Raw genomic sequence first — 22,003 nt, forward strand, 5'->3', positions numbered from 1 at the left:
GGCGCTAGCTGGAGCGCCGGGAGACGTCCGCGACGGCGTCCACCCACTCCTGCACGCCGGCCTTGACCCGCTCGGACGAGTACACCCGGTTCCAGGGCTCCCAGGTGAAGGTCCCGAGGTCCAGGCGCTCGCCGTCGAGCACGAGGGCCACCCCGACCCGGTCCACGTCGACGGAGGTCCCCCGCGGGCCGGAGGGGATGAGCGCCTGCCGGCTGGACGGGTCGGAGAAGCCCAGCAGCGACCACGGCAGCCGCAGGGTGACGGTGCGGCCGGAGACGGCGATGGTGTTGCGGCTGTCGTAGCCGGGGTCCGCGGGATCCATCGGCCCGGCCTGCAGCCGGCCGACGTCGAAGAACTCGGCCGGCAGCTGCTCCCCGGTCGTCGGCACCGTGAGCGGGCGGTTCGTGGTCAGCTGCGCGGGAACCCACGGGTCGGCGCCGCGGTCCGGCTGCTCGCCGGCAGGGAAGTCGAGCAGCACCGGGTCCAGCTCGCGGCGGACGAGCACCTGCCCGGTGCCGGCGGCCGGGTCGAGGTGGACGGCGGCGTCGCTGACGGCGTCCGCGGTGCCGTCGGGGAGGACGCTGGCGCCGCCGGGCACCACGTCGAAGGCGAGGTCGAGCGCGCCGACGGGCTCCTCCGGCAGGCGGAGCTCGAGGTGCACCCAGCCCGGGTCGGTCCGCACGGTCAGCTCCACGTCGTCCACGGCCAGCCGGATCGGGACGGCGTCCGGGGACGGCTCCGGGTCCTGGGCGAGCAGGCCGAACCACTGCTCGTTGGTGAGCGGGTCGTGCCAGAGCTGACGCCGATCGGCGGGCACGTGCCGTTGCCGCGTGTTCCAGGTGAACTTGAACCACTCGTCGGTCCAGGAGAACAGCAGGCCGCCCGCGAGGCCCGCGTCGGCGATCGTGCGCAGCATCGCCGCGTCGGTCCGCACCGCCTCCTGCTCGGAGTGATCGCCCTGGTCGCGGCCTCCGGGGCCGGTGTGCGCCGACCCCAGCGACGAGGGCACCCCGAACTCGCTGATCACCACCGGCAGGCCGGCGTGGTGCTGCTTCAGCGCCCGCAGGTAGCCCGCGTAGGCGTCTCCGTTCCCGGCGGCGGCCAGCGCCGGCTCGTACCGCAGGAAGTCCGGGAAGTACGGGTAGGCGTGGTAGCTGGCGAAGTAGCCGCCCTGCCAGGCGGCGGTCGGGCGCGCGGCGTTGGCGTCGATCTGGGCGAGGTCCTCCTCGGGGATGGGCTCGTCCGGGTGCCGCAGCGGGTCGGTCGTCGACCAGTTGACGAACGCCACGGGGGCGACCGCGCCGCGGCTCACCTGCGCGGCGGCCAGCGTCTCCAGCCGGGCGGTGATCCAGCGCTCGGTGGGCGTGGCCTCGGCGCTGCTGGTGAACCACCGGCCCGCGACGGGAGGAGCACCGGGGTTGCGGGTGTCCGACGCCGAGCTCGCCACCGGGTCCCACTCCGCGCCGACGATCCAGCCGGCGGTCCAGGCCGAGACGTCGGCGTCCCACGTGCCGGAGGCGTGTCCGGGCGTATCCGGACGGCTGAGGTCGCCGTGCACGGCGGCGACGGCGTCCACGAGCTCGGCGTCGAAGGCGGCGGTCGGGCCGGGGAGGTGCAGGTTCCTCGTCTGCACGTACGACTCGTCCGGCAGGTAGACGCCCGCCATGAGGTACAGCGGCGCGTCGGGGTGCGCCAGGTTGTAGGTGCGCAGCTCGCGGTAGAAGTCCGGCCGGTGGACGGCGTAGATCCGCACCACACGGATGCCCATGTCGCCCATCAACGCGAACCAGCGCCGGTAGGTGGCCGCATCGATCGCGAGTTCGCCCGGCTGGTGGCCGGGGATCGTCGGGCCCAGGTTCACCCCGGGGAGGAACGTCACGTCGCCGTCGGCCGTGTGCAGCCGGTACTCGTCGCCCACCGTGCCGGCCACGGCGGTGAGGCCGTCCAGCTGCACCGGCGCCGGCGCCCAGGAGGTGCCGTCGGACGCCGCCGGCGTGAACGGCGGCCCGGCCTCCGCGGGCGGCGCGGCCGGTTCCGCTGTGTCGCAGCCGGCGGCGGCGACCGCCAGTCCGCCGGCGAGCAGGGCGGCGAGCAGGCGGCGCGGAGTGGTCACCCGGCTGGTTTCGGCAACCGTGAGCCACCGCACAAGCCGGGCCCGTGTTTTACTCGTGCCGATGGACGCCACCGGCACGATCATCATCGAATAGCGCGCAGTCACCTCCCCGACTGCGCGCAGACCTCCCGTACCCGGGGGGTCTTTTTCGTGTTCGGGCCGGCAGCAGCACCCACCCGGGAGATCCCATGACCACCAGCGCGACCGACTTCCACGTCTTCGACACCACGCTGCGCGACGGCGCCCAGCGCGAGGGCGTCAGCTACTCCGTGGCCGACAAGCTCGCCGTCGCCCGGCTGCTGGACGAGATCGGCGTGGGGTTCATCGAGGGCGGCTGGCCGGGAGCGCTGCCCAAGGACACCGAGTTCTTCTCCCGCGCCCGCACCGAGCTCAAGCTGCAGCACGCCCAGCTGGTCGCGTTCGGGTCCACCCGCAAGGCCGGTGTCCGGGTCGAGGACGACCCGCAGGTGCGCGCGCTGCTCGATGCCGGGACGCCGGTGGTGTGCCTGGTCGCCAAGTCCGACGTCCGGCACGTCCGCGAGGCGCTGCGGACGACGCTGGAGGAGAACCTGGCGATGGTGGCCGACACTGTCGCCTTCTTCGTCGGCCACGGCCGGCGGGTGTTCCTCGACTGCGAGCACTTCTTCGACGGGTACGCGACCGACCCCGACTACGGCGTGGCCGTGCTGCAGGCGGCCTTCGACGCCGGCGCCGAGGTGGGCGTCCTCTGCGACACCAACGGCGGGATGCTGCCCTCGGGCGTGAGCCGGGTTGTCGCCGACGTCCGGGCGCGGGTGAGCGGGCGGCTGGGCATCCACTGCCAGGACGACACCGGGTGCGCGGTGGCCAACACCCTCGCCGCCGTCGAGGCCGGGGTCACCCACGTGCAGGGCACCGCCAACGGCTACGGCGAGCGGGCCGGCAACGCCGACACCTTCGCGCTGATCGGCAACCTGGTCACCAAGATGGGCCTGCCCGTGGTGCCGGCCGAGTGCCTGCCCGAGCTGCAGCGGGTCAGCCACGCCATCGCGGAGCTCGCCAACATCGCCCCCGACGACCACCAGCCCTTCGTCGGCGCCTCGGCCTTCGCGCACAAGGCCGGCCTGCATGCCAGCGCCATCAAGGTCAGCCCCGAGCTTTACAACCACCTCGACCCCGCCGTCGTCGGCAACGACATGCGCATCCTGGTCACCGAGATGGCCGGCCGGGCGTCGGTCGAGCTCAAGGGCCGCGAGCTCGGCGTCGACCTGACCGGCCAGTCCGACGCCATCGGCCGGGTCGTCGACAAGGTCAAGGTGCTGGAGGCCGACGGCTGGTCGTTCGAGGCGGCCGACGCCTCCTTCGAGTTGCTGCTGCGCGGCCAGCTGCCCGACGCGCCGGCGCCGCTGTTCGAGCTGGAGAGCTACAAGACGTCGGTCGAGCACTGGGGCAACGGCGTCGTGGTCAGCGAGGCCACGGTGAAGGTGTACGTGGACGGCGAGCGGCTCATCAGCACCGCGGAGGGCAACGGCCCGGTGAACGCGCTGGACAACGCGCTCCGGCAGGCGCTGGTCAACCGCTACCCGCAGCTGGCCGACGTCGCGCTGGCCGACTACAAGGTGCGCATCCTGGGGTGGCGCGGCGGCACGAGCGCGACCACCCGCGTGCTCATCGACACCACCGACGGCGTGGGGGAGTGGACCACCGTCGGCGTCCACGCCAACATCGTCGAGGCCTCCTGGCGCGCGCTGGTCGACGCCCTCACCTACGCCGTCCTCCGCCGCCCGGCCGCGGGCTGAATCGTGGCGACGATGTGCGCCGGTGGCGCATCCCGAGCCCAGGATGCGCCGCCGGCGCACATCGATCCCGGGACGGCGGGAGGCCGCGGGGTCAGCGGGGCTGGATCTCGCCCATCGGGCCCCAGCCGGAGACGTCGGGGGCGTCGACGTAGATGATCTGCGGCTGCGCGGCGACCAGCTCCGGCGCCTGCTCGACGAAGCGCTTGAACGCGTCGGTGCCCACGTGGGCCGCGCCGGCGTCGGCGTCGCGGAAGCCCTCGACGCAGACAAAGGTCTCCGGCTCCTCGAGGCTGCGGGACCACTCGAAGAACAGGCTGCCCTCCTCGGCGTTGACCGACCGGGCGTAGTCGGCGGCCAGCGCCACCCACTCGTCGGCGCGCTCGGGGCGGACGGGGAACTTCACGACGATGAGGATCATGGCGCCATCGTCGCGTCGGGACGCATCCCACCGCCACCCCGTCCTCCCTCACCGCGCGGCGTCCTCCCTCATCGTGGGACGTGAGGTAGGACGCTCTGGGATCAGGTGACCTGATCCCAGCGGCGGTCAGAGGGGGTCGAGGCGGCTCCGGAGGAGGCAGAACTCGTTCCCCTCGGGGTCGGCGAGCACGTGCCAGCCCTCCTCGCCGGTCTGGCCCACGTCCGCGGGGACGGCGCCCAGGTCCAGCAGCCGCTGCAGCTCGGCGTCCTGGTCGCGGTCGGTGGGGTTGACGTCGATGTGCAGCCGCCGCCGTCCGGGGGTCGGGTCGGCGACCGGGCCGAACACCAGCGTGGGTGCCGCACCGCCGAACCCCTCGGCCGGGCCGATCTCGACCGAGCCGTCCTCCTCCCGGCCGAGGACCCGGTAGTCGAGCACCGCGGCCCAGAACGCGGCGAGTGCCTCGGGATCACGGCTGTTGACGACGAGCTCGGAGAAGCGGCAGGCCATGGGCGCAACGGTAGGGCTCACCGTGGCCGGACTAGCCTCGGGGCGTGCGCATCGTCCGTTTCGCCTCCCCCCAGGGCATGTCCTTCGGCGTCCTCGACGGAGACGGGCAGGTGGCCCAGATTGAGGGGCACCCGTTCGGCCAGATCTCCTTCACCGGCGCCCGCTACGAGCAGGCCGACATCCGGCTGCTCTCGCCGATCCTGCCGAGCAAGGTCGTGTGCGTGGGCAAGAACTACGCCGACCACATCGCGGAGATGAAGGGCACCACGGGCGACGCCCCGAAGGAGCCGCTGCTGTTCCTCAAGCCGTCGACGTCGGTCATCGGTCCGGGCGACGCCATCCGCATCCCGCCGGGCAGCACCAACGTCCACCACGAGGCCGAGCTGGCCGTGGTCATCGGCGCCCGCGGCGCCCGCAACGTCTCCCCGGAGCAGGCGCTGTCCAGCGTCTTCGGCTACACGATCGGCAACGACGTCACCGAGCGGGACATGCAGAAGAGCGACGGGCAGTGGACCCGCGCCAAGGGCTTCGACTCCTTCTGCCCGCTGGGCCCCTGGATCGAGACCGACCTCCCCTCCGTCGGCCTGGACGCCGCGGACCTCGAGGTGACCTGCACCGTCGACGGCGAGCGCCGCCAGCACGGCCGCACCAGCGCGCTCATCTTCGGCATCCCGACCCTCATCTCCTACATCTCGCGGGTCATGACGCTGCTGCCCGGCGACGTCATCCTCACCGGCACCCCCGCCGGGGTCGGGCCGATCCGCGCCGGCCAGCGGGTCGAGTGCACGATCGAGGGCCTGGGCACCCTGGCCAACTCCGTCGCCGACGCGGACGCCGTCTCCACCGCCGGTGGCGCCCGATGAGCGTGCCCGGCCCGGTGCGCACGCGGTTCTGCCCGTCCCCGACCGGGATGGTGCACGTCGGCCTGATGCGGACGGCGCTGTTCAACTGGGCGCACGCCCGGCACACCGGTGGCGCCTTCGTCTTCCGCATCGAGGACACCGACGCCGCCCGCGACTCCGAGGAGTCCTACCGGCACCTGCTCGACTGCCTGCGCTGGCTCGGGCTGGAGTGGGACGAGGGCCCGGAGGTCGGCGGACCGTTCGGCCCCTACCGGCAGTCGGAGCGCTTCGAGATCTACCGCGACGTGGCGGCGAAACTGCTCGAGTCCGGCCACGCCTACGAGTCGTTCTCCACCAACGAGGAGGTCGACGCGCGCCGCCGCGCCGCCGGCCAGGACCCCAAGCTCGGCTACGACAACCACGACCGCTTCCTCACCGACGCGCAGAAGGTTGCTTTCCGCGACGAGGGGCGCGCTCCGGTGCTGCGGCTGCGGATGCCCGACGAGGACCTGGTCTGGACCGACCTGGTGCGCGGCGAGGTGCGCTTCGCCGCGGGCTCGGTGCCCGACTTCGTGCTGGTCCGCGGCAACGGCGCCCCGCTGTACCCGTTCGTGAACCCGGTCGACGACGCGCTGATGCAGATCACCGACGTGCTGCGCGGCGAGGACCTGCTGCCCTCCACTCCGCGGCAGCTGGCGCTCTACGCCGCGCTCACCGACATCGGCGTCGCACAGGGCACCCCGCGCTTCGGCCACCTGCCCTACGTCACCGGCGAGGGCAGCAAGAAGCTCTCCAAGCGCGACCCGCAGTCCAACCTCGACGTGTACCGCGAGCGCGGTTTCCTGCCCGAGGGGTTCGCCAACTACCTGGCGCTGCTCGGCTGGTCGATCGCCGAGGACCGCGACATCTTCTCCATGGCCGAGATGGTCGAGGCCTTCGACGTCACCCGGGTCAGCGCCAACCCGGCGCGCTTCGACCTGAAGAAGGCCGAGGCGATCAACGCCACCCACCTGCGCGCGCTGCCGGTCGAGGAGTTCATCGAGCGGGTGACGCCGTACCTGGCGGCCGCGGGCCTGGTCGCCTCCCCGCCCACCGAGGAGCAGCAGCGCATCCTGACCGCCATCGCACCGATGGCCCAGGAGCGCATGATCGTGCTGTCCGAGGCCGTCGGCCTGCTCGGCTTCCTCTTCGTCGACGACGTCGAGATCGACCCGGCCGCTGCCGAGAAGCAGCTCTCCGGCGAGAACGCCGTCACCGTGCTGGACGCGGCGACGACGTCGCTGCGGGACCTCGGGGAGTGGAGCACGCCGGCCATCGAGGGCGCCCTGAAGTCCGCGCTCGTCGACGGTCTGGGGCTCAAGCCGCGGCAGGCGTTCGGCCCGGTCCGGGTGGCGGTGAGCGGGCGCACCGTCTCCCCGCCGCTGTACGAGTCGATGGAGCTGCTCGGGCGCGAGCGGACCCTCGCCCGCCTCGACGCGGCACGCCGGATCGCCGGCGGATGACCGCCGCGGGGCCGGAGGAGCGCGAGCAGGACGCCGGGCCCTACACGGGGCCGCCGCCCACGCTGCCGCCACCGGCGGAGCTGCGCGCTGACCCTCCGGCGGCCCCGGAGCCGTCCGGGGAGCAGCCGGCGGCCGCACCGACGCCGTACCTGCTGGCCATGCGCGACGCGGGGTGGGCGTGGTGGCGGCCGCTGGCCGGGCTGGCGGTCATCGCCTTCCTCCTCGGCATCGCCCTGGTCCTCACCCGCATCGCCGACCTGCTCACCGGCACCGGCGCCGACCTGTCCCCGGCGCCGCTCACCTGGCCGGGGCTGCTCGTCACGGACCTGTTCCTGGCCGTCGCGCTGCCGGCGGTGCTCCTGGCCTGGCCGATCGCGCACGGCGTGGGTCCGGGCCGCGGCCTGTCGGAGGCGGGCCTGCTGCGGCTGCCCCTGCTGCGCCGGCTGCTGCTCGTCGCCCTCGCCACCGCCGGCGTGGGGATCGGGCTCGGGGTCGCGGGCGCGGTGCTCCTCGCCGGTCGGGAGGCGCCCGGGCCGGTGCCGGAGCTGCCGTGGGTGCTGGTGGTGGGGCTGCTCACGGTGCCGCTGCGCGCCGCCGCGGAGGAGGTGCTGGTCCGCGGCTACCTCGCGCAGGCGGTCGCGGGCTGGATCGGGCGGCCGCGGGCCGGTGTCGTCGTCGCCGCCGTCGTCACCTCGGTGCTGTGGGCCGCCGCGTACGGCACCGACGACCTCACCGGCTTCCTCGGCCGGCTGGCGCTGGGGCTGGCCGCCTCAGCCGCCGTGGCGTCCACCGGCGGCGTCGAGGCCGCGATCGCGCTGCACGTGGTGGTCGCGGTTGTGGTCCTGGTCCTCGGGGCCGTCCTGGGTGAGGACGCCGTGCCGGGGATGGTGCCCGGCGGCCCGGGAGACGCGTTCGCGCTGGTCGGGGCGCTGGCGATGGCGGCGTTCGTCGTCGCCGCCGGCCGCCGGGGCGCGCGCACCTGAGGGGGGTGCACCGGTGCCGTTCCACCGTCGGGTACTGTGTTCTCCGGCGCCGTGAGAACGGCCCATGGGGTATGGGGTAATTGGCAGCCCGACGGTTTCTGGTTCCGTTAGTCTAGGTTCGAGTCCTGGTACCCCAGCGAGGAAGCACCTTCCTCGCTGCAGCACGATCGCAGCACTGCACGGCCCCGTCGTCTAGCGGCCCAGGACGCCGCCCTCTCACGGCGGTAGCGAGGGTTCGAATCCCTTCGGGGCTACGCACACGAGAGCCCCCGACCGGAACCGGTCGGGGGCTCTCGCGCATGCGGCCCCCGTGCGTGCCGTCCGGGAACGGCATGGCAGAATCTCCGGTGTCCGGCCCCGTCGTCTAGCGGCCTAGGACGCCGCCCTCTCACGGCGGTAGCGAGGGTTCGAATCCCTTCGGGGCTACGCACACGAGAGCCCCCGACCGGAACCGGTCGGGGGCTCTCGCGCGTCGCGGGCTCAGCCGCCGAGGTCCAGAGCCGTCTCCAGGGGGAGCTCCACCGCGCTGGTGCCCACGCGCAGCCGGTAGCCGCCCGGCTCGTACACCCAGCCGTCGGCCCAGTGCGCCAGCAGCCGCGTGTGCACCTCGACCGGCACGCGCGCCGTCCCGCCGGCGGGCACCCGCACCGGCGCCGAGCCGACCAGCCAGCGCACCGGCCGGTCGACGGCCGAGCCGGGCCGCTCCGCGTACACCTGCACGACCTGCTTGCCGTCGCGGTCGCTGCGGTTGACCACCTCGACGGTCACCGTCACGACCTCGCCGGCCCGCGCCGCCGCCGGCGCCTCGACGCCGGTCAGGTCGATCTGCGCGTAGCCGCGGCCGCTGCCGAACCAGTACGCGGGCTCGGCGCCCGCCCGCAGCCACGCGCGGTAGCCGATGTGGATGCCCTCCGCGTACTCCAGCGCCCCGTCCACCGGGGTGCACGAGAGCACCGGGACGTCGGCCTCGGCGGCCGGCCAGGTGGTGGGCAGCCGGCCGCCGGGCTCGGCCACGCCCAGAAGGACGTCGGCGATGGTGGTGCCGAACTCCTGCCCGCCGAACCAGCCGAGCAGTAGCGCGGCGACGTCGTCCCGCCACGGCAGGAGGACCGGGGCGCCGGCGTTGACCAGCACCACCGTGCGGGGGTTGGCCGCGACGACGGCGCGCACGAGGTCGTCCTGCCGGCCGGGGAGCGCCAGCGTCGACCGGTCGTAGCCCTCGGACTCCACGACCGGGTTGGTGCCGACGACGACCAGCGCGACGTCGGCCGCCGCGGCAGCCCGAGCCGCATCGGCGATGAGCGCGTCGGCGTCGGCGTCGGTCGGCCGGGTGCCCAGGCGCAGCGACAGGGCGCGGGCCCCGAAGCCCGTGCGGCGGCGCAGGTCGTAGACCAGCCGGAGGTCGACGGGCGTGCCGGCGGTGACCCGCACCTCGGCCGACGCGCTCGGCGGGTTGGTGAACGCCGCCCCCAGCGCGCCGTCGGAGGCCCGGAGGCGCTCGTCGACCAGCAGCTCGTCGTCGACGTAGAGCCGGACCGTGCCCACCAGTCCGACACCCAGCTGCACGACGCCGCTGTCCGACGGGGTCCAGCGGGTGGTCAGCTCGAAGTCCGCCGCCGCCTCGATGGGGGCGTCGCCGCCGAAGTAGACGAGGGTGCTCGAGCGGCGGTCCTCGACGAACAGCTCCGCGCCGTCCTCGTCCAGGAAGCGGGCCTGCAGGCCGGGCTCGCCGCTTCCCGGGTGGGTCAGCTCGCGCAGGGGCAGCTCGGCGACGCCCTCCTGCACCACCGCGCCGACGGAGTACGTCACGTCCACGCCGGGCAGGGCCGCGCGCAGGCCCTCGAGCGGCGAGACGGTGTACGCCGGGATGACGGTGGCGCTGCCGCCGCCCTGCGTGCGGGCCGCCGAGGCGTTGTTGCCGATGACGGCCACCGAGCGCAGCGCCCCGGCGTTCCACGGCAGCTCGCCGCGGTTCTCCAGCAGCACGGTGCCCTCCACCGCGGCCTCCCGGGCGAGCGCAACGCCGTCCTCCACGAGAACCGGCTCGGCCGGCGCCGTGCCGGGCAGCGCCCCGACGCGCTGGGCGAGCAGCAGGATGCGCAGCACCTTGCGGTCGACGACGGACTCGTCGATCTCCCCCGCGCGGACGGCGGCGACCAGGGCATCGCCCCACGGCCCCTGCGGCCCGGGCATGACCAGGTCCTGCGCGGCGCGGGCGCTCTCCAGGCTGCGGACGCCGGTCCAGTCGCTGACCACGACGCCGTCGAAGCCCCACTCGCTGTTCAGCGGCGTCTCCAGCAGCGGGTTCTCGCTGGCCGTCGTGCCGTTGATCGAGTTGTACGAGCTCATGACCAGCCAGGCGCGGGCATGGACCACGGCCTTCTCGAAGGCCAGCAAGTACAGCTCGCGCAGCGTCCGGTCGTCGGCGCGGACGTCGACGGTGAAGCGCTCGGTCTCGAAGTCGTTGGCGACGTAGTGCTTCGGCGTCGCCCCGACCCCGTTGGCCTGCACGCCCTCGACGTAGGCGGCCGCGAGGTCCGCGGTGAGCACCGGGTCCTCGCTGAAGCACTCGAAGTGCCGGCCGCCCAGCGGGGATCGGTGCAGGTTGATGGTCGGGCCGAGGACGACGTCCACGCCCTTGCGGCGGGCCTCGACCGCCGCGGCGGCGCCGTAGCGCCGGGCGATGCCGGGATCCCAGGAGGAGGCCAGTGCAGTCGCCGAGGGCAGGTTCAGCGAGGGGTCGCGCTCGTCCCACGTCTCGCCCCGCACGCCGGAGGGGCCGTCGGACACCAGGATGCGGCGCAGCCCGATGCGCTCCAGCGGCCAGGTGGTCCAGAAGTCGCGCCCGGTGAGCAGTTGGACCTTCTCCTCGAGGGAGAGGGCGGCCAGGGCGTCGCCGAGCCGGGTGTCCGGGGATGCGTCGGTGTGCGTCATGGGCCCGTCTCGTCAGATGTCGGGGAGGTGTGACGCGGAACCTAGCGCGACCGGGTGAACCGGAGCACCGTCCGACGTGGCCGGGGGCGGCGGGGAGGTCTAGCGTTCCCGGAGGCCGCTCACGCACAGTGATGGGCGGCCTGACCTGTGCGGGAGGCGCTTCCACGGTGATCCGGACGAGTCGTTCCCTCGCGGACGGCCGGGAGATCCTGTACTTCGACGACGACTCGTCGCCGTCGGCACACGACGCCGCCGACACCCGCGACCTGCCGCCGGTCTCCACCCGCTCGCAGCTGCGCTGGGACGCGCTGCTGGGGGAGTGGGTCGTCATCGCCTCCCACCGGCAGAGCCGCACCTTCCTCCCGCCGGCCGACCAGTGCCCGCTGTGCCCGTCGCGGCCCGGGCGGCCCACGGAGATCCCGGACGCCGACTACCAGGTCGTCGCCTTCGAGAACCGCTTCCCCTCGCTGGCCACCGGCGTCGAGCAGGACGTCCCGCCGACCGCAGCGGGCGCGCCGCTGACCCGGCTGCGCCCCGGGTTCGGCCGCTGCGAGGTTGTCGTCTTCACCAGCGACCACGACCGCGACTTCGCCGACCTGGGGGCCGCTCGCGCCCGCCTCGTCGTCGACGTGTGGGCCGAGCGGACCGCCGAGCTGTCGGCCCTCGAGGGGGTCGGGCAGGTCTTCGTCTTCGAGAACCACGGCGAGGAGATCGGGGTGACGCTCACCCACCCGCACGGGCAGATCTACGCCTACCCGTTCGTGACCCCGCGGGTGCAGAAGGTGCTGAGCTCGGTCCGCCGGCACCGCGAGGCCACCGGTGGCGACCTGTTCGCCGAGGTGGTGGCCGCCGAGCGGTCCGGGCCGCGGGTGGTCGCGCAGAACGAGCACTGGACGGCGTTCGTCCCGGCCGCGGCGCGCTGGCCCTACGAGGTGCAGCTCTTCCCGACCCGCCGGGTGCCCGACCTGCCGGCCCTCACCGGCGACGAGCGGGACGCCTTCGTGGCCGTCTACCTCGACGTGCTGGGCCGGTTCGCCCACCGCTTCGACACCCCGATGCCCTACATCGCCTCCTGGAACCAGGCGCCCGTGCGCGCCCGCGACGAGTGGTGGCTGCACCTGCAGCTGTTCTCCCTGCGCCGGGCGCCCGGCAAGCTCAAGTACCTGGCCGGCTCGGAGTCCGGGATGGGCGCGTTCATCACCGACACCAACCCGGAGGACGTCGCCGAGCAGCTGCGGGCGGTGGTGCTCCCGTGACCGATCCGGCAGCCCGGGCCGCGGAGGCCTTCGAGGAGCGGTTCGGCCGCGCGCCCGAGGGCGTCTGGGCGGCGCCCGGCCGGCTCAACGTCATCGGCGAGCACACCGACTACAACGGCGGCTTCGTGCTGCCGATCGCGCTCCCGCACACGACGCGGGCGGCGGTGGCCCGGCGCGACGACGGCCGGCTGGTGCTCCGCTCCCTGCAGCACCCCGACGACGACGCCGACGTGGCGGTGGCCGAGCTGACGCCCGGGACACCGACGGGCTGGGCCGGCTACGTGGCCGGCGTCGTGCACGAGCTGGCCGGGCACGTGCCGGGCGGCCTGGACGTGCTCGTCGACGGCGACGTCCCGGCGGGGGCGGGTCTCTCCTCCTCGGCGGCGCTGGAGTGCGCGGTGGCCCTCGCCCTGCGCGACCTGCTCGGCCTGGACCTCGCTCCCGGCGACCTGGTCGACGTCGCCCGGCGAGCGGAGAACGACTTCGTCGGCGCCCCGACCGGGATCCTCGACCAGTCCGCCTCCGTGCTCTGCGAGGCCGGGGCGGCGCTGTTCCTGGACACCCGCGACCGCAGCGCCGAGCAGGTGCCCTTCGACCTGGCCGCCGCCGGGCTGGCCCTGCTCGTCGTCGACTCCGGCACCGTCCACGACCACGCGGAGAGCGGCTACGGCGACCGGCGCCGGGAGTGCGAGCAGGCGGCCGCGCGGCTGGGCGTAGACCTGCTGCGCGAGGTCGACGACGTCGCCGCTCTGGACGTGCTGGCCGACGGGACGCCCGAGGGCGAGCTCCTGCGCCGCCGCGCCCGGCACGTCGTGACCGAGGACGCCCGCGTGCTGCGCGTCGTCGCCACGCTGCGGTCGGGGGAGGACCCCCGCGCCATCGGCCCCCTGCTGACCGAGGGCCACGCCTCGCTGCGCGACGACTTCGAGGTCTCCGTCCCGCTGCTGGACGCGTGCGTCGAGGCGGCCCTGGAGGCCGGCGCGCACGGCGCCCGCATGGTCGGCGGCGGGTTCGGCGGCAGCGCGCTGGCCCTCGTCGACGCCGACGCGGTCGACGCCGTCACCGCAGCCGTCACCGAGCGCTTCGCCCGCGAGGGCGCCCCCGCACCCCGATCGTTCGTCGCCGTGCCCTCCGCCGGGGCCCGGCGGCTGGCCTGACCCGCTCCGAGAAGAGGACACCCGTGGACGACGCACTACAACTCGATGCGAACGTCGTGGACTACGCGCTGGTCGCGGCGTACTTCGCCGTCGTCCTGGGGATCGGCTTCGCCGCCCGGCGCCGGGTCTCCGACAGCCTCGACTTCTTCCTGTCCGGGCGGTCGCTCCCGGCCTGGGTCACCGGCCTGGCCTTCGTGTCGGCCAACCTGGGCGCGGTCGAGATCGTCGGCATGTCGGCCAACGGCGCCCAGTTCGGCATGGCGACGATGCACTACTTCTGGATCGGCGCCGTCCCGGCGATGCTCTTCCTCGGCGTCGTGATGATGCCCTTCTACTACGGGTCGAAGGTCCGCAGCGTCCCCGAGTACATGCGCCGCCGGTTCGGGCCCGGCGCGCACCTGGTCAACGCGCTCAGCTTCGCCGTCGCGCAGATCCTGATCGCCGGCATCAACCTCTACCTGCTGGCGCGCATCGTCGAGCTGCTGCTGGGCTGGCCGCTGTGGGTCTCGCTGATCGTCGCCGCGGTGGTCGTGCTGAGCTACATCACCCTCGGCGGGCTGTCGGCGGCCATCTACAACGAGGTGCTGCAGTTCTTCGTGATCGTGGCCGCCCTGCTGCCGCTGACGCTCATCGCCCTGAACCGGGTGGGCGGGATCGACGGGCTGATCGACGGCATCCGCGACGCCGGCAACGAGGAGATGCTGAGCTCCTGGCCGGCCACCGAGCTGACCGGCTTCGAGAGCCCGTTCTGGTCGGTCGTCGGCATCATCTTCGGCCTGGGCTTCGTGCTGTCGTTCGGCTACTGGACGACGAACTTCGTCGAGGTGCAGCGGGCGATGGCCACGCACTCGATCTCGGCCGCGCGGGCCACGCCGATCATCGGCTCGTTCCCGAAGATGTTCGTCCCGTTCATCGTGGTCATCCCCGGCATGATCGCCACGATCCTGATCCCGGAGGTCGCCCAGGCCAGGGCGTCGGGGGACGAGGACTTCGACTACAACAACTCGATCCTGTACCTGATCAGCGACGTGCTGCCCAACGGCCTGCTCGGCGTGGCCCTGGCGGGCCTGCTGGCCGCCTTCATGGCCGGCATGGCGGCCAACATCTCCGCCTTCAACACCGTCTTCAGCTACGACCTGTGGCAGCAGTACGTGAAGAAGGACCGGCCCGACGAGTACTACCTCCGGGTCGGCCGGTGGGCGACGGTCGGCGCCACGGTCACCGCCATCGGGACGGCGCTCATCGCGTCGGGCTACACGAACCTGATGGACTACCTGCAGACGCTGTTCGGCTTCTTCAACGCGCCGCTGTTCGCCACGTTCATCCTCGGCATGTTCTGGCGGCGGATGACGCCGACGGCGGGGTGGACGGGGCTGGTGTCCGGCACGCTGGCCGCCGTCACCGTCGCGCTGCTGAGCGAGGACGCCTTCGGCGAGCTCTCCCTCGGCGTGCTGCCGCTCGGCGGCCAGGGCGCCAGCTTCGTGGCCGCCGGGGCGGCGTTCGTCGTCGACGTCGTCGTCAGCGTGGTGGTCACGCAGATGACGCGGCCCAAGCCCGCCGAGCAGCTGGTCGGGCTGGTCTACTCCGAGACGCCCAAGGAGCAGCGCACGGACCCGGAGGCGCACCGCCTGCCCTGGTACCGGTCGCCGGTGCCGCTGGCCGGCATCTCGCTGACCATGGTCGTCATCCTCAACATCATCTTCCGCTGAGTCAGGGGCGCATCCGATGAGCACAGCAGGAACCACCGGCGACAAGAAGGAAGCCGGGGCGTTCGACGTCCGCAACGTCATCGCGACCCTGATCGGCCTCTACGGCGTCGTGCTGGTGGTCGTCGGCCTCGTGGACGACGGCGAGGAGGCGCTGGAGAAGGCCGGCGGGGTCAACGCCAACCTCTGGGTGGGCCTGGCGATGGTCGCGTTCGCGCTGGCGTTCGCCCTCTGGGCCCGCCTCCGGCCGATCGTCGTCGCCTCGCCGGAGACCGGGGACCGCGCGGACTGAACTAGCGGGCGGCGCGGGCGATGGCGGCCGCGGCGTCGAGCACCGCACCGACCACCTCCGGGCCGGGCCGGCGGCCGAGCCGCTCGACCGGTCCGGAGATGGAGACCGCGCCCAGGACGGCGCCGGAGCCGTCGCGCACCGGCGCGGACAGCGAGGCGACGCCGGGCTCTCGCTCGGCGATGCTGTGCGCCCAGCCGCGACGACGGACGTCGAGCAGCGTGCGCGCGGTGAAGCTCGCCGACGGCAGCAGGCGGGTGACCTCGTCGGCCGGGGTGAACGCCAGCAGCGCGTGCGCCGCGGACCCCGCGGTCATGGGCAGCCGCGCCCCGACGGGGACGGTGTCGCGCAGGCCGCTGGTGCGTTCGGCGGCGGCGACGCAGATCCGGCTGGCGCCGTCCCGCACGTAGAACTGGGCGCTCTCGCCGGTCGCGTCGCGCAGGGTGACCAGGTGGCGGCCGGCGACGTCCCCCAGGTCGGCGGACCCGCGGCCGAGCTCGGCGAGCGCGGGACCGGGTGCCCAGGTGCCGGTGTCGGTGCGCCGGACCAGGCGGTGCCCCTCGAGCGCGACCGCCAGCCGGTGGGCCGTGGCGCGCGGCAGCCCGGTGCGGGCCACGAGCTCGGCGAGGGTCGCCGGCTCCTCGGCGACGGCGCGGAGGATCGCGACCGCTTTGTCCAGAACGGCGACGGGGTTAGGCTGTCCCACACAGCAATACTTGCATCCCACCCAGTGAGACGCAAGCACAGCGAGGTGCCGGGCGATCCCCGGCGAGAGGACGGACCGTGCCCAAGACCCTGGCCGAGAAGGTCTACGACGCCCACGTGGTGCGCAGCACCGAGGGGGAGCCCGACCTCCTCTACATCGACCTGCACCTCGTGCACGAGGTCACCAGCCCGCAGGCGTTCGACGGTCTGCGCGCCGCCGGCCGCACCGTGCGCCGCCCCGACCTCACCATGGCCACCGAGGACCACAACGTCCCGACGCTGGACATCCTCAAGCCGATCGCCGACCCGGTCAGCCGGGCCCAGGTGGAGGCGCTGCGCCGGAACACCGCCGAGTTCGGCATCCGGCTGGCCCCCATGGGCGACCGCGACCAGGGCATCGTGCACGTCATCGGCCCGCAGCTCGGGCTCACCCAGCCGGGCATGACGATCGTCTGCGGCGACAGCCACACCTCCACCCACGGCGCCTTCGGCGCGCTGGCCTTCGGCATCGGCACCAGCGAGGTCGAGCACGTGCTGGCCACCCAGACGCTGCCGCAGTACAAGCCGAAGCAGATGGCGGTCACCGTCGACGGCGAGCTGCCCCCGGGCGTCTCCGCGAAGGACATCATCCTCGCCGTCATCGCCCAGATCGGGACCGGCGGCGGCCAGGGCTACGTCATCGAGTACCGCGGCAGCGCCATCGAGAAGCTCTCGATGGAGGCCCGCATGACCATCTGCAACATGTCGATCGAGGCCGGGGCCAAGGCGGGCCTCATCGCCCCCGACCAGACGACCTTCGACTTCCTGAAGGGCCGCCCGCACGCCCCGCAGGGCGCCGACTGGGACGCCGCCGTCGCGTCCTGGTCGACGCTGCGCACCGACGAGGACGCCGTCTTCGACGCCGAGGTGCACCTCGACGCCAGTGCGCTGACCCCGTTCGTCACCTGGGGGACCAACCCCGGTCAGGGGCTGCCCATCGACGGCCGCGTCCCCGACCCGGCCGAGTTCACCGACGAGGGCGACCGCCGCGCCGCCGAGCAGGCGTTGGAGTACATGGGCCTCACCCCCGGCACGCCGCTGCGCGAGATCGAGGTGGACACCGTCTTCCTGGGCTCGTGCACCAACGGCCGGATCGAGGACCTGCGGGTCGCCGCGGAGCTGCTGCGCGGGAAGCGGATCGACGCCTCCACGCGCATGCTCGTCGTCCCCGGGTCGGTGGCGGTCAAGGCGCAGGCCGAGACCGAGGGCCTGGACCGGGTGTTCACCGAGGCCGGTGCCGAGTGGCGCGGCGCGGGCTGCTCGATGTGCCTGGGCATGAACCCCGACCAGCTCAAGCCGGGGGAGCGCTCGGCCTCCACCAGCAACCGCAACTTCCAGGGCCGTCAGGGCAAGGGCGGGCGCACCCACCTGGTGAGCCCCGCCGTGGCCGCGGCGACCGCGCTGACCGGCCGCCTCACCGCCCCTGCCGACCTGATCGGAGCCTGAGACATGGACGCCTTCACCACCCACACCGGCACCGCCGCCCCGCTGCGCCGCACGAACGTCGACACCGACCAGATCATCCCGGCCGAGTACCTCAAGCGGATCACCCGCACCGGCTTCGAGGACGGCCTGTTCGTGGCCTGGCGCACCAACGAGCCCGACTTCGTGCTCAACCGCCCCGAGTACGCGAACGCCTCGATCCTCGTGGCCGGCCCGGACTTCGGCACCGGGTCCTCGCGCGAGCACGCCAACTGGGCGCTGCTCGACGGCGGGTTCCGGGTGGTCATCAGCCCGCGGTTCGCCGACATCTTCCGCAACAACTCGACCAAGGCCGGGCTGCTGACCGTCGTCCTGCCCGAGGCCGAGGTCGAGGCGCTGTGGGCGGCGATCGAGGCCGACCCCGCGCTGCCGGTGACGGTCGACCTGCAGGCCGAGCAGGTGACCTACGGCGACACGACCGTGCCGTTCCAGATCGACCCGTACACCCGCTGGCGGCTGCTCGAGGGGCTCGACGACGTCGGCCTCACCGAGCGGCACCTGGACGACATCGAGGCGTTCGAGGCCACCCGGCCCTCCTGGAAGCCGACGGCGCTGCCCGCCCGGTGACGTGATGGAACGGCGGTCCTTCCGCTAGGCCCTCGCGTCGGGATCCGCCTCGAAGTCGCGGTAGTAGTCGGCGACCAGCGCTCCCGGCCGGCCGCCCAGGGCCCACACGCTGCCCTTGGCGGCCGGCGGGAGCAGCCCGGTCACCCCGTGCCCGTGCACACCCAGCGCCTGCAGCACGGCGGGGATCGTCCCGCCCTGGCTGCAGACGACCTCGGCACCCGGCTCGCCGAGCGCGCGCAGCACGGCGTCGTAAGCCTCCTGCGGGTCGCCGCCGAACTCCGGCTCGCCGAACTCGCGGCGCTCGGCGACGGCCAGACCGATGCGCCCGGCGAGCGGCGCCACGGTCTGCCGGCAGCGCAGCGGGGTCGCACTGGCCACCGACACCGGGCCGAACAGCGCCAGCACCTCGGCCAGCCGCCGGGCCTGGGCCTCGCCCGCGGCGGTGAGCGGGCGCTCCTCGTCCGGCCCCTCCCACCGGTCGCTGCTGCCGGCCTTGCCGTGGCGGACCAGCAGCACCGCCACCTCGCGCGGCAGGTCGCCGCGGGCGGCGTCGGCGATCACCTCGCGGTCGGGCTCGTAGCTGCACAGCGTCGCGGCGTCGGCCGGGGGCAGCCAGCGCAGCTCATCGGCCTCGGAGTTGGGCACGAATGCGCCGCCGGTGCAGCGCATGAGCCAGTAGTCGACCCGCTTGGGCAGGCCGTCGACCTCGTACCGGGTGGTGAGGCCCCGGCGGCCGGCGACGACGGCCAGCCCGGTCTCCTCGACCACCTCGCGGCAGGCCGTCTGCACCGGGTGCTCGCCGGCGTCGACGTGCCCCTTGGGCAGCGACCAGTCGTCGTGCCGCTCCCGGTGGACGACGGCGATCTCGATCCCGTCCCCGGCGGGCCGCCAGATGACCCCGCCCGCTGCAGCGATCACGCGGCGCTCAGTTCGCGATCTCATGGATGCGCTCCATGAGCTCCGCCTGGTAGTCCCGTCCCTCGTGCTGCTCCCAGCTGCCGTCGCTGCGCAGCTCCCAGCAGCGGACCCCGGGTGCCAGGGCCGGCGCCAGGGTCGCCTCCAGCTGGGCGCGGGCGCGCTCGTCGCAGACCCGCAGCAGCACCTCGACGCGGCGGTCGAGGTTGCGGTGCATGAGGTCGGCGCTGCCCAGCCACCACTCGGCCTCGCCGCCGTTCGCGAACGAGATGACCCGCGAGTGCTCGAGGAACCGGCCGACGATCGAGCGCACCCGGATGTTCTCCGACAGCCCCGGCACCCCCGGCCGCAGCGCGCAGATCCCGCGCACGAACAGCTCCACCGGGACGCCGGCCCGCGAGGCCTCGTACAGGGCGTCGATGATCCGCTCGTCGACGATGGAGTTGGCCTTGATGCGGATGCCGGCCGGGCGCCCCTCGCCGGCGTGCCGCACCTCGCGGCGGATCTTCTCGATCAGGCCGTTGCGGATGCCGTGCGGCGCCACCATCAGCGTCCGGTAGTTCGTCTGCCGCGAGTAGCCGGTGAGCACGTTGAACAGGTCGGTGAGGTCCGCGCCCACCCGCGGGTCGGCGGTGAGGACGCCGAGGTCCTCGTAGATGCGCGCCGTCTTCGGGTTGTAGTTGCCGGTGCCGATGTGGCAGTAGCGGCGGATCACCCCCTGCTCCCGGCGCACGACCAGCGCGGTCTTGCAGTGCGTCTTCAGGCCCACGAGGCCGTAGACGACGTGGCAGCCGGCGCGCTCCAGCGAGCGGGCCCAGCTGATGTTGGCCTCCTCGTCGAAGCGGGCCTTGATCTCCACGAGGACGACGACCTGCTTGCCGGCCTCGGCGGCCTCGATGAGCGCGTTGACGATCGGGGAGTCACCCGAGGTGCGGTAGAGCGTCTGCTTGATGGCCAGCACGTTCGGGTCGGCGGCCGCCTGCTCGATGAAGCGCTGCACGCTGGTCGCGAACGAGTGGTACGGGTGGTGCACCAGCACGTCGCCCTCGCGCAGCGTCGCGAAGACGCTCATCGGCGTCTCGCCCTCGCTCAGCCGCGGGTGGGTGGTCGGGACGAACGGCTCGTCCTTGAGCTCGGGGCGGTCCAGGTCGTACAGCGCCATGAGCGAGGCCAGGTCGAGCAGCCCGGGCACGTGGACGACGTCGTCGGGGGAGACCTCCAGCTCGGAGACGAGCACCTCGAGGATCCGGGGATCCATCGGCTCGGCGACCTCCAGCCGCACCGCGGGGCCGAACCGGCGGCGTGCGAGCTCCCGCTCCAGTGCCTGCAGCAGGTCCTCGTCGCGGTCCTCCTCGACCTCGACGTCGGCGTTCCGGGTGACGCGGAAGAAGTGGTGGTCGAGCACGTCCAGCCCCGGGAACAGCTGGTTGAGGTGCGCGGCGATGAGGTCCTCGAGCGGCAGGAAGGTCGCCGTGGCGGCGGAGTCCGGCGAGCCCACGGGGACGAACCGCGGCACGTTGTTGGGCACCTTGAGCCGGGCGAACCGGGGTGCGTTCGTGTCCGGGTCGTGCACCGACACCGCCAGGTTCAGCGACAGCCCGCTGATGTAGGGGAAGGGGTGCGCGGGGTCGACCGCCAGCGGGGTGAGCACGGGGAACACCTGGTCGCGGAAGTACTCGCGCAGCCGCACCGCCGCGCCCTCCTCCAGGTCGTCCCAGCGGACGATCCGGATGCCGGCGTCCCGCAGGCGGGGCAGCACGTCGTGGTTGAAGACGTCGGAGTGCCGCTGCACCAGCTCCTGCGTGCGGGCGGTGACCCGTTCCAGCTGCTCCCGAATGGTCAGCCCGTCGGGGGAGCGGACGGTGAGGCCGGTGCTCTGCCGGCGCTTCAGACCTGCGATGCGGACCATGTAGAACTCGTCGAGATTGCTGGCGAAGATCGCCAGGAACTTCACCCGCTCGAGCAGCGGCAGGCTCTCGTCCTCGGCCAGTTCGAGCACCCGGGCGTTGAAGTCCAGCCAGGACAGCTCGCGGTTCAGGAAGCGGTCGGCCGGGAGGGGCGCGGAGTCGGGGGTCGGCACCCGATCATCGTGCCGCACCGAGCTGGACGGCGAGAGTCGGCGAGGCGGCCAGCAGCTCGGCCGTGGCCGGTCCCACGCCCAGCGCGACCGCTGCGCGCAGGTCCTCGAGTGCGTCGACGTCGCGCAGCAGCCCGGGCCACGCGCCGGTGAGGGCCCGCGCGCCGTCGTCCCGGTGGGCCTGCGCCGACCCTGCACCGAACCGGGGGCGCAACGGCGTCCCGACCGCGGTCAGCAGCGTGGTGCCCGTGCCGTGCACGTCGGCCACGAAGGCGCGCGGCGCCGTTCCGGCGGCCCGCAGCGCGGCGCCCAGCTCGGCCGGGCGGAGCGCCGGCAGGTCCGAGGAGAGTGCGGCTACCGCGTCGCCCGCCGCCGCCCGCGCGCCGTGCTCGAGGGCGGCGTTGAGACCGCTGTCCGGGTCGTCGCCCACGGTCCGGGCGCCGAGCCGCCGGACCAGCCCGGCGGCGGCCGGCTCGTCGGTGACCACGACGACCTCCGCGACGCCGGGGCCGGCCAGGGCGGCGGCGACGGTGTCGGCCAGCAGCGCCAGGACCAGCGCCTCGTGGGCGTGCGCGGGACGGTCGGCCCGGTCGGTCAGCGGCCGGAGCCGGGTCTTGGCCACGGCGAGCCGCTTCGCCGGGACGACGACCGACCAGGCAGGCACGCCGACCATGTCAGCACACCCGCGGCGCGCCGGCGGTGTCACCCTTCCGGGACCCGGTGATCGTCGGAC

Annotated in this window: 18 protein-coding genes and 3 tRNA genes; 13 read left to right on the forward strand and 8 right to left on the reverse strand. The window is 73.7% G+C overall.

What is annotated here, in order from left to right:
- Positions 1–4: 4 nt before the first annotated feature.
- Positions 5–2,113, reverse strand: coding sequence for a hypothetical protein (locus DQ239_RS11185; protein ID WP_147252086.1), 2,109 nt, complete (start codon positions 2,111–2,113; stop codon positions 5–7).
- A gap of 188 nt (positions 2,114–2,301) precedes the next feature.
- Here DQ239_RS11185 and cimA point away from each other — a divergent pair, with 188 nt between their 5' ends.
- Positions 2,302–3,891: a citramalate synthase gene (gene cimA, locus DQ239_RS11190; RefSeq protein WP_113834484.1), complete on the forward strand. Its 1,590-nt coding sequence runs from the start codon at positions 2,302–2,304 to the stop codon at positions 3,889–3,891.
- Between the two features lie 91 nt (positions 3,892–3,982).
- Here the strand turns inward: cimA and DQ239_RS11195 are convergent, their stop codons facing one another.
- Entirely contained in the window at positions 3,983–4,309 is a 327-nt protein-coding gene (locus tag DQ239_RS11195; RefSeq protein ID WP_113834485.1) for a putative quinol monooxygenase, read from the reverse strand.
- A 126-nt stretch (positions 4,310–4,435) separates the two neighbouring features.
- Positions 4,436–4,816 carry a VOC family protein gene (locus DQ239_RS11200; RefSeq protein ID WP_113834486.1) on the reverse strand — a complete coding sequence of 127 codons (381 nt, stop codon included), beginning with the start codon at positions 4,814–4,816 and terminating at the stop codon, positions 4,436–4,438.
- A gap of 44 nt (positions 4,817–4,860) precedes the next feature.
- Here DQ239_RS11200 and DQ239_RS11205 point away from each other — a divergent pair, with 44 nt between their 5' ends.
- From DQ239_RS11205 to DQ239_RS11230, 6 genes are all read left to right on the forward strand, one after another.
- Entirely contained in the window at positions 4,861–5,679 is an 819-nt protein-coding gene (locus DQ239_RS11205; RefSeq protein WP_113834487.1) for a fumarylacetoacetate hydrolase family protein, read from the forward strand.
- Positions 5,676–7,160 (forward strand): glutamate--tRNA ligase, encoded by a 1,485-nt coding sequence (gltX, locus tag DQ239_RS11210; protein ID WP_113834488.1) that lies wholly within the window; start codon positions 5,676–5,678, stop codon positions 7,158–7,160. The genes DQ239_RS11205 and gltX overlap by 4 nt, the downstream gene beginning before the upstream one ends.
- Positions 7,157–8,143 carry a CPBP family glutamic-type intramembrane protease gene (locus tag DQ239_RS11215; protein WP_113834489.1) on the forward strand — a complete coding sequence of 329 codons (987 nt, stop codon included), beginning with the start codon at positions 7,157–7,159 and terminating at the stop codon, positions 8,141–8,143. The genes gltX and DQ239_RS11215 overlap by 4 nt, the downstream gene beginning before the upstream one ends.
- A gap of 65 nt (positions 8,144–8,208) precedes the next feature.
- Positions 8,209–8,280: transfer RNA gene (locus tag DQ239_RS11220), tRNA-Gln, on the forward strand.
- Positions 8,281–8,324: 44 nt separating this feature from the next.
- A tRNA-Glu gene (locus tag DQ239_RS11225) sits at positions 8,325–8,397 on the forward strand.
- Positions 8,398–8,496: 99 nt separating this feature from the next.
- Positions 8,497–8,569: transfer RNA gene (locus DQ239_RS11230), tRNA-Glu, on the forward strand.
- A gap of 54 nt (positions 8,570–8,623) precedes the next feature.
- On the opposite strand, the gene DQ239_RS11235 is transcribed toward DQ239_RS11230, so the two are convergent.
- The gene (locus DQ239_RS11235) at positions 8,624–11,077 is read right to left on the reverse strand and encodes a glycoside hydrolase family 3 C-terminal domain-containing protein (protein ID WP_113834490.1); all 2,454 of its coding nucleotides are present in this window, start codon (positions 11,075–11,077) and stop codon (positions 8,624–8,626) included.
- Between the two features lie 167 nt (positions 11,078–11,244).
- Between DQ239_RS11235 and galT the strand changes: the two genes are divergently transcribed.
- Genes galT through DQ239_RS11255 form a run of 4 tightly spaced genes read left to right on the forward strand, consistent with a single transcriptional unit; the run spans position 11,245 to position 15,488 of the window.
- Positions 11,245–12,333 (forward strand): galactose-1-phosphate uridylyltransferase, encoded by a 1,089-nt coding sequence (galT, locus tag DQ239_RS11240; protein WP_113834491.1) that lies wholly within the window; start codon positions 11,245–11,247, stop codon positions 12,331–12,333.
- A complete protein-coding gene (gene galK, locus DQ239_RS11245) occupies positions 12,330–13,490 on the forward strand; it encodes a galactokinase (protein ID WP_113834492.1) in 1,161 nt (386 codons plus the stop codon). The genes galT and galK overlap by 4 nt, the downstream gene beginning before the upstream one ends.
- Positions 13,491–13,513: 23 nt before the next feature.
- Positions 13,514–15,199 (forward strand): sodium:solute symporter family protein, encoded by a 1,686-nt coding sequence (locus DQ239_RS11250; protein WP_113834493.1) that lies wholly within the window; start codon positions 13,514–13,516, stop codon positions 15,197–15,199.
- A gap of 16 nt (positions 15,200–15,215) precedes the next feature.
- Positions 15,216–15,488: a hypothetical protein gene (locus DQ239_RS11255; RefSeq protein WP_113834494.1), complete on the forward strand. Its 273-nt coding sequence runs from the start codon at positions 15,216–15,218 to the stop codon at positions 15,486–15,488.
- Position 15,489: 1 nt separating this feature from the next.
- Here DQ239_RS11255 and DQ239_RS11260 read toward each other — a convergent pair whose 3' ends face one another.
- On the reverse strand, positions 15,490–16,191 hold the full coding sequence (locus tag DQ239_RS11260; RefSeq protein ID WP_113834495.1) for an IclR family transcriptional regulator: 702 nt from the start codon (positions 16,189–16,191) through the stop codon (positions 15,490–15,492).
- 77 nt (positions 16,192–16,268) lie between these two features.
- Here DQ239_RS11260 and leuC point away from each other — a divergent pair, with 77 nt between their 5' ends.
- Both leuC and leuD read left to right on the forward strand, forming a co-directional pair.
- Positions 16,269–17,675, forward strand: coding sequence for a 3-isopropylmalate dehydratase large subunit (gene leuC, locus DQ239_RS11265; protein ID WP_113834496.1), 1,407 nt, complete (start codon positions 16,269–16,271; stop codon positions 17,673–17,675).
- 3 nt (positions 17,676–17,678) lie between these two features.
- Positions 17,679–18,278 carry a 3-isopropylmalate dehydratase small subunit gene (gene leuD, locus DQ239_RS11270; protein ID WP_113834497.1) on the forward strand — a complete coding sequence of 200 codons (600 nt, stop codon included), beginning with the start codon at positions 17,679–17,681 and terminating at the stop codon, positions 18,276–18,278.
- 24 nt (positions 18,279–18,302) lie between these two features.
- Here leuD and DQ239_RS11275 read toward each other — a convergent pair whose 3' ends face one another.
- The 3 genes from DQ239_RS11275 to cofC are packed head-to-tail and all read right to left on the reverse strand — an operon-like array spanning position 18,303 to position 21,943.
- Entirely contained in the window at positions 18,303–19,196 is an 894-nt protein-coding gene (locus DQ239_RS11275) for a bifunctional NUDIX hydrolase/histidine phosphatase family protein (RefSeq protein ID WP_113834498.1), read from the reverse strand.
- A gap of 7 nt (positions 19,197–19,203) precedes the next feature.
- Positions 19,204–21,273 carry an RNA degradosome polyphosphate kinase gene (locus DQ239_RS11280; protein WP_233489090.1) on the reverse strand — a complete coding sequence of 690 codons (2,070 nt, stop codon included), beginning with the start codon at positions 21,271–21,273 and terminating at the stop codon, positions 19,204–19,206.
- A 4-nt stretch (positions 21,274–21,277) separates the two neighbouring features.
- Positions 21,278–21,943, reverse strand: a complete 666-nt coding sequence (gene cofC, locus DQ239_RS11285; protein ID WP_113834500.1) for a 2-phospho-L-lactate guanylyltransferase — start codon at positions 21,941–21,943, stop codon at positions 21,278–21,280.
- Between the last annotated feature and the right edge of the window lie 60 nt (positions 21,944–22,003).

The organism is Blastococcus sp. TF02-09 (genome assembly GCF_003319105.1).
Classification (GTDB): domain Bacteria; phylum Actinomycetota; class Actinomycetes; order Mycobacteriales; family Geodermatophilaceae; genus Blastococcus.

Excerpts from the sequence above, each read along its gene's own strand:
- cimA (WP_113834484.1), top strand. The coding sequence starts at position 2,302 with ATGACCACCAGCGCGACCGACTTCCACGTCTTCGACACCACGCTGCGC.
- DQ239_RS11195 (WP_113834485.1), bottom strand. The coding sequence starts at position 4,309 with ATGATCCTCATCGTCGTGAAGTTCCCCGTCCGCCCCGAGCGCGCCGAC.
- DQ239_RS11200 (WP_113834486.1), bottom strand. The coding sequence starts at position 4,816 with ATGGCCTGCCGCTTCTCCGAGCTCGTCGTCAACAGCCGTGATCCCGAG.
- gltX (WP_113834488.1), top strand. The coding sequence starts at position 5,676 with ATGAGCGTGCCCGGCCCGGTGCGCACGCGGTTCTGCCCGTCCCCGACC.
- DQ239_RS11215 (WP_113834489.1), top strand. The coding sequence starts at position 7,157 with ATGACCGCCGCGGGGCCGGAGGAGCGCGAGCAGGACGCCGGGCCCTAC.
- DQ239_RS11235 (WP_113834490.1), bottom strand. The coding sequence starts at position 11,077 with ATGACGCACACCGACGCATCCCCGGACACCCGGCTCGGCGACGCCCTG.
- DQ239_RS11255 (WP_113834494.1), top strand. The coding sequence starts at position 15,216 with ATGAGCACAGCAGGAACCACCGGCGACAAGAAGGAAGCCGGGGCGTTC.
- leuD (WP_113834497.1), top strand. The coding sequence starts at position 17,679 with ATGGACGCCTTCACCACCCACACCGGCACCGCCGCCCCGCTGCGCCGC.
- cofC (WP_113834500.1), bottom strand. The coding sequence starts at position 21,943 with ATGGTCGGCGTGCCTGCCTGGTCGGTCGTCGTCCCGGCGAAGCGGCTC.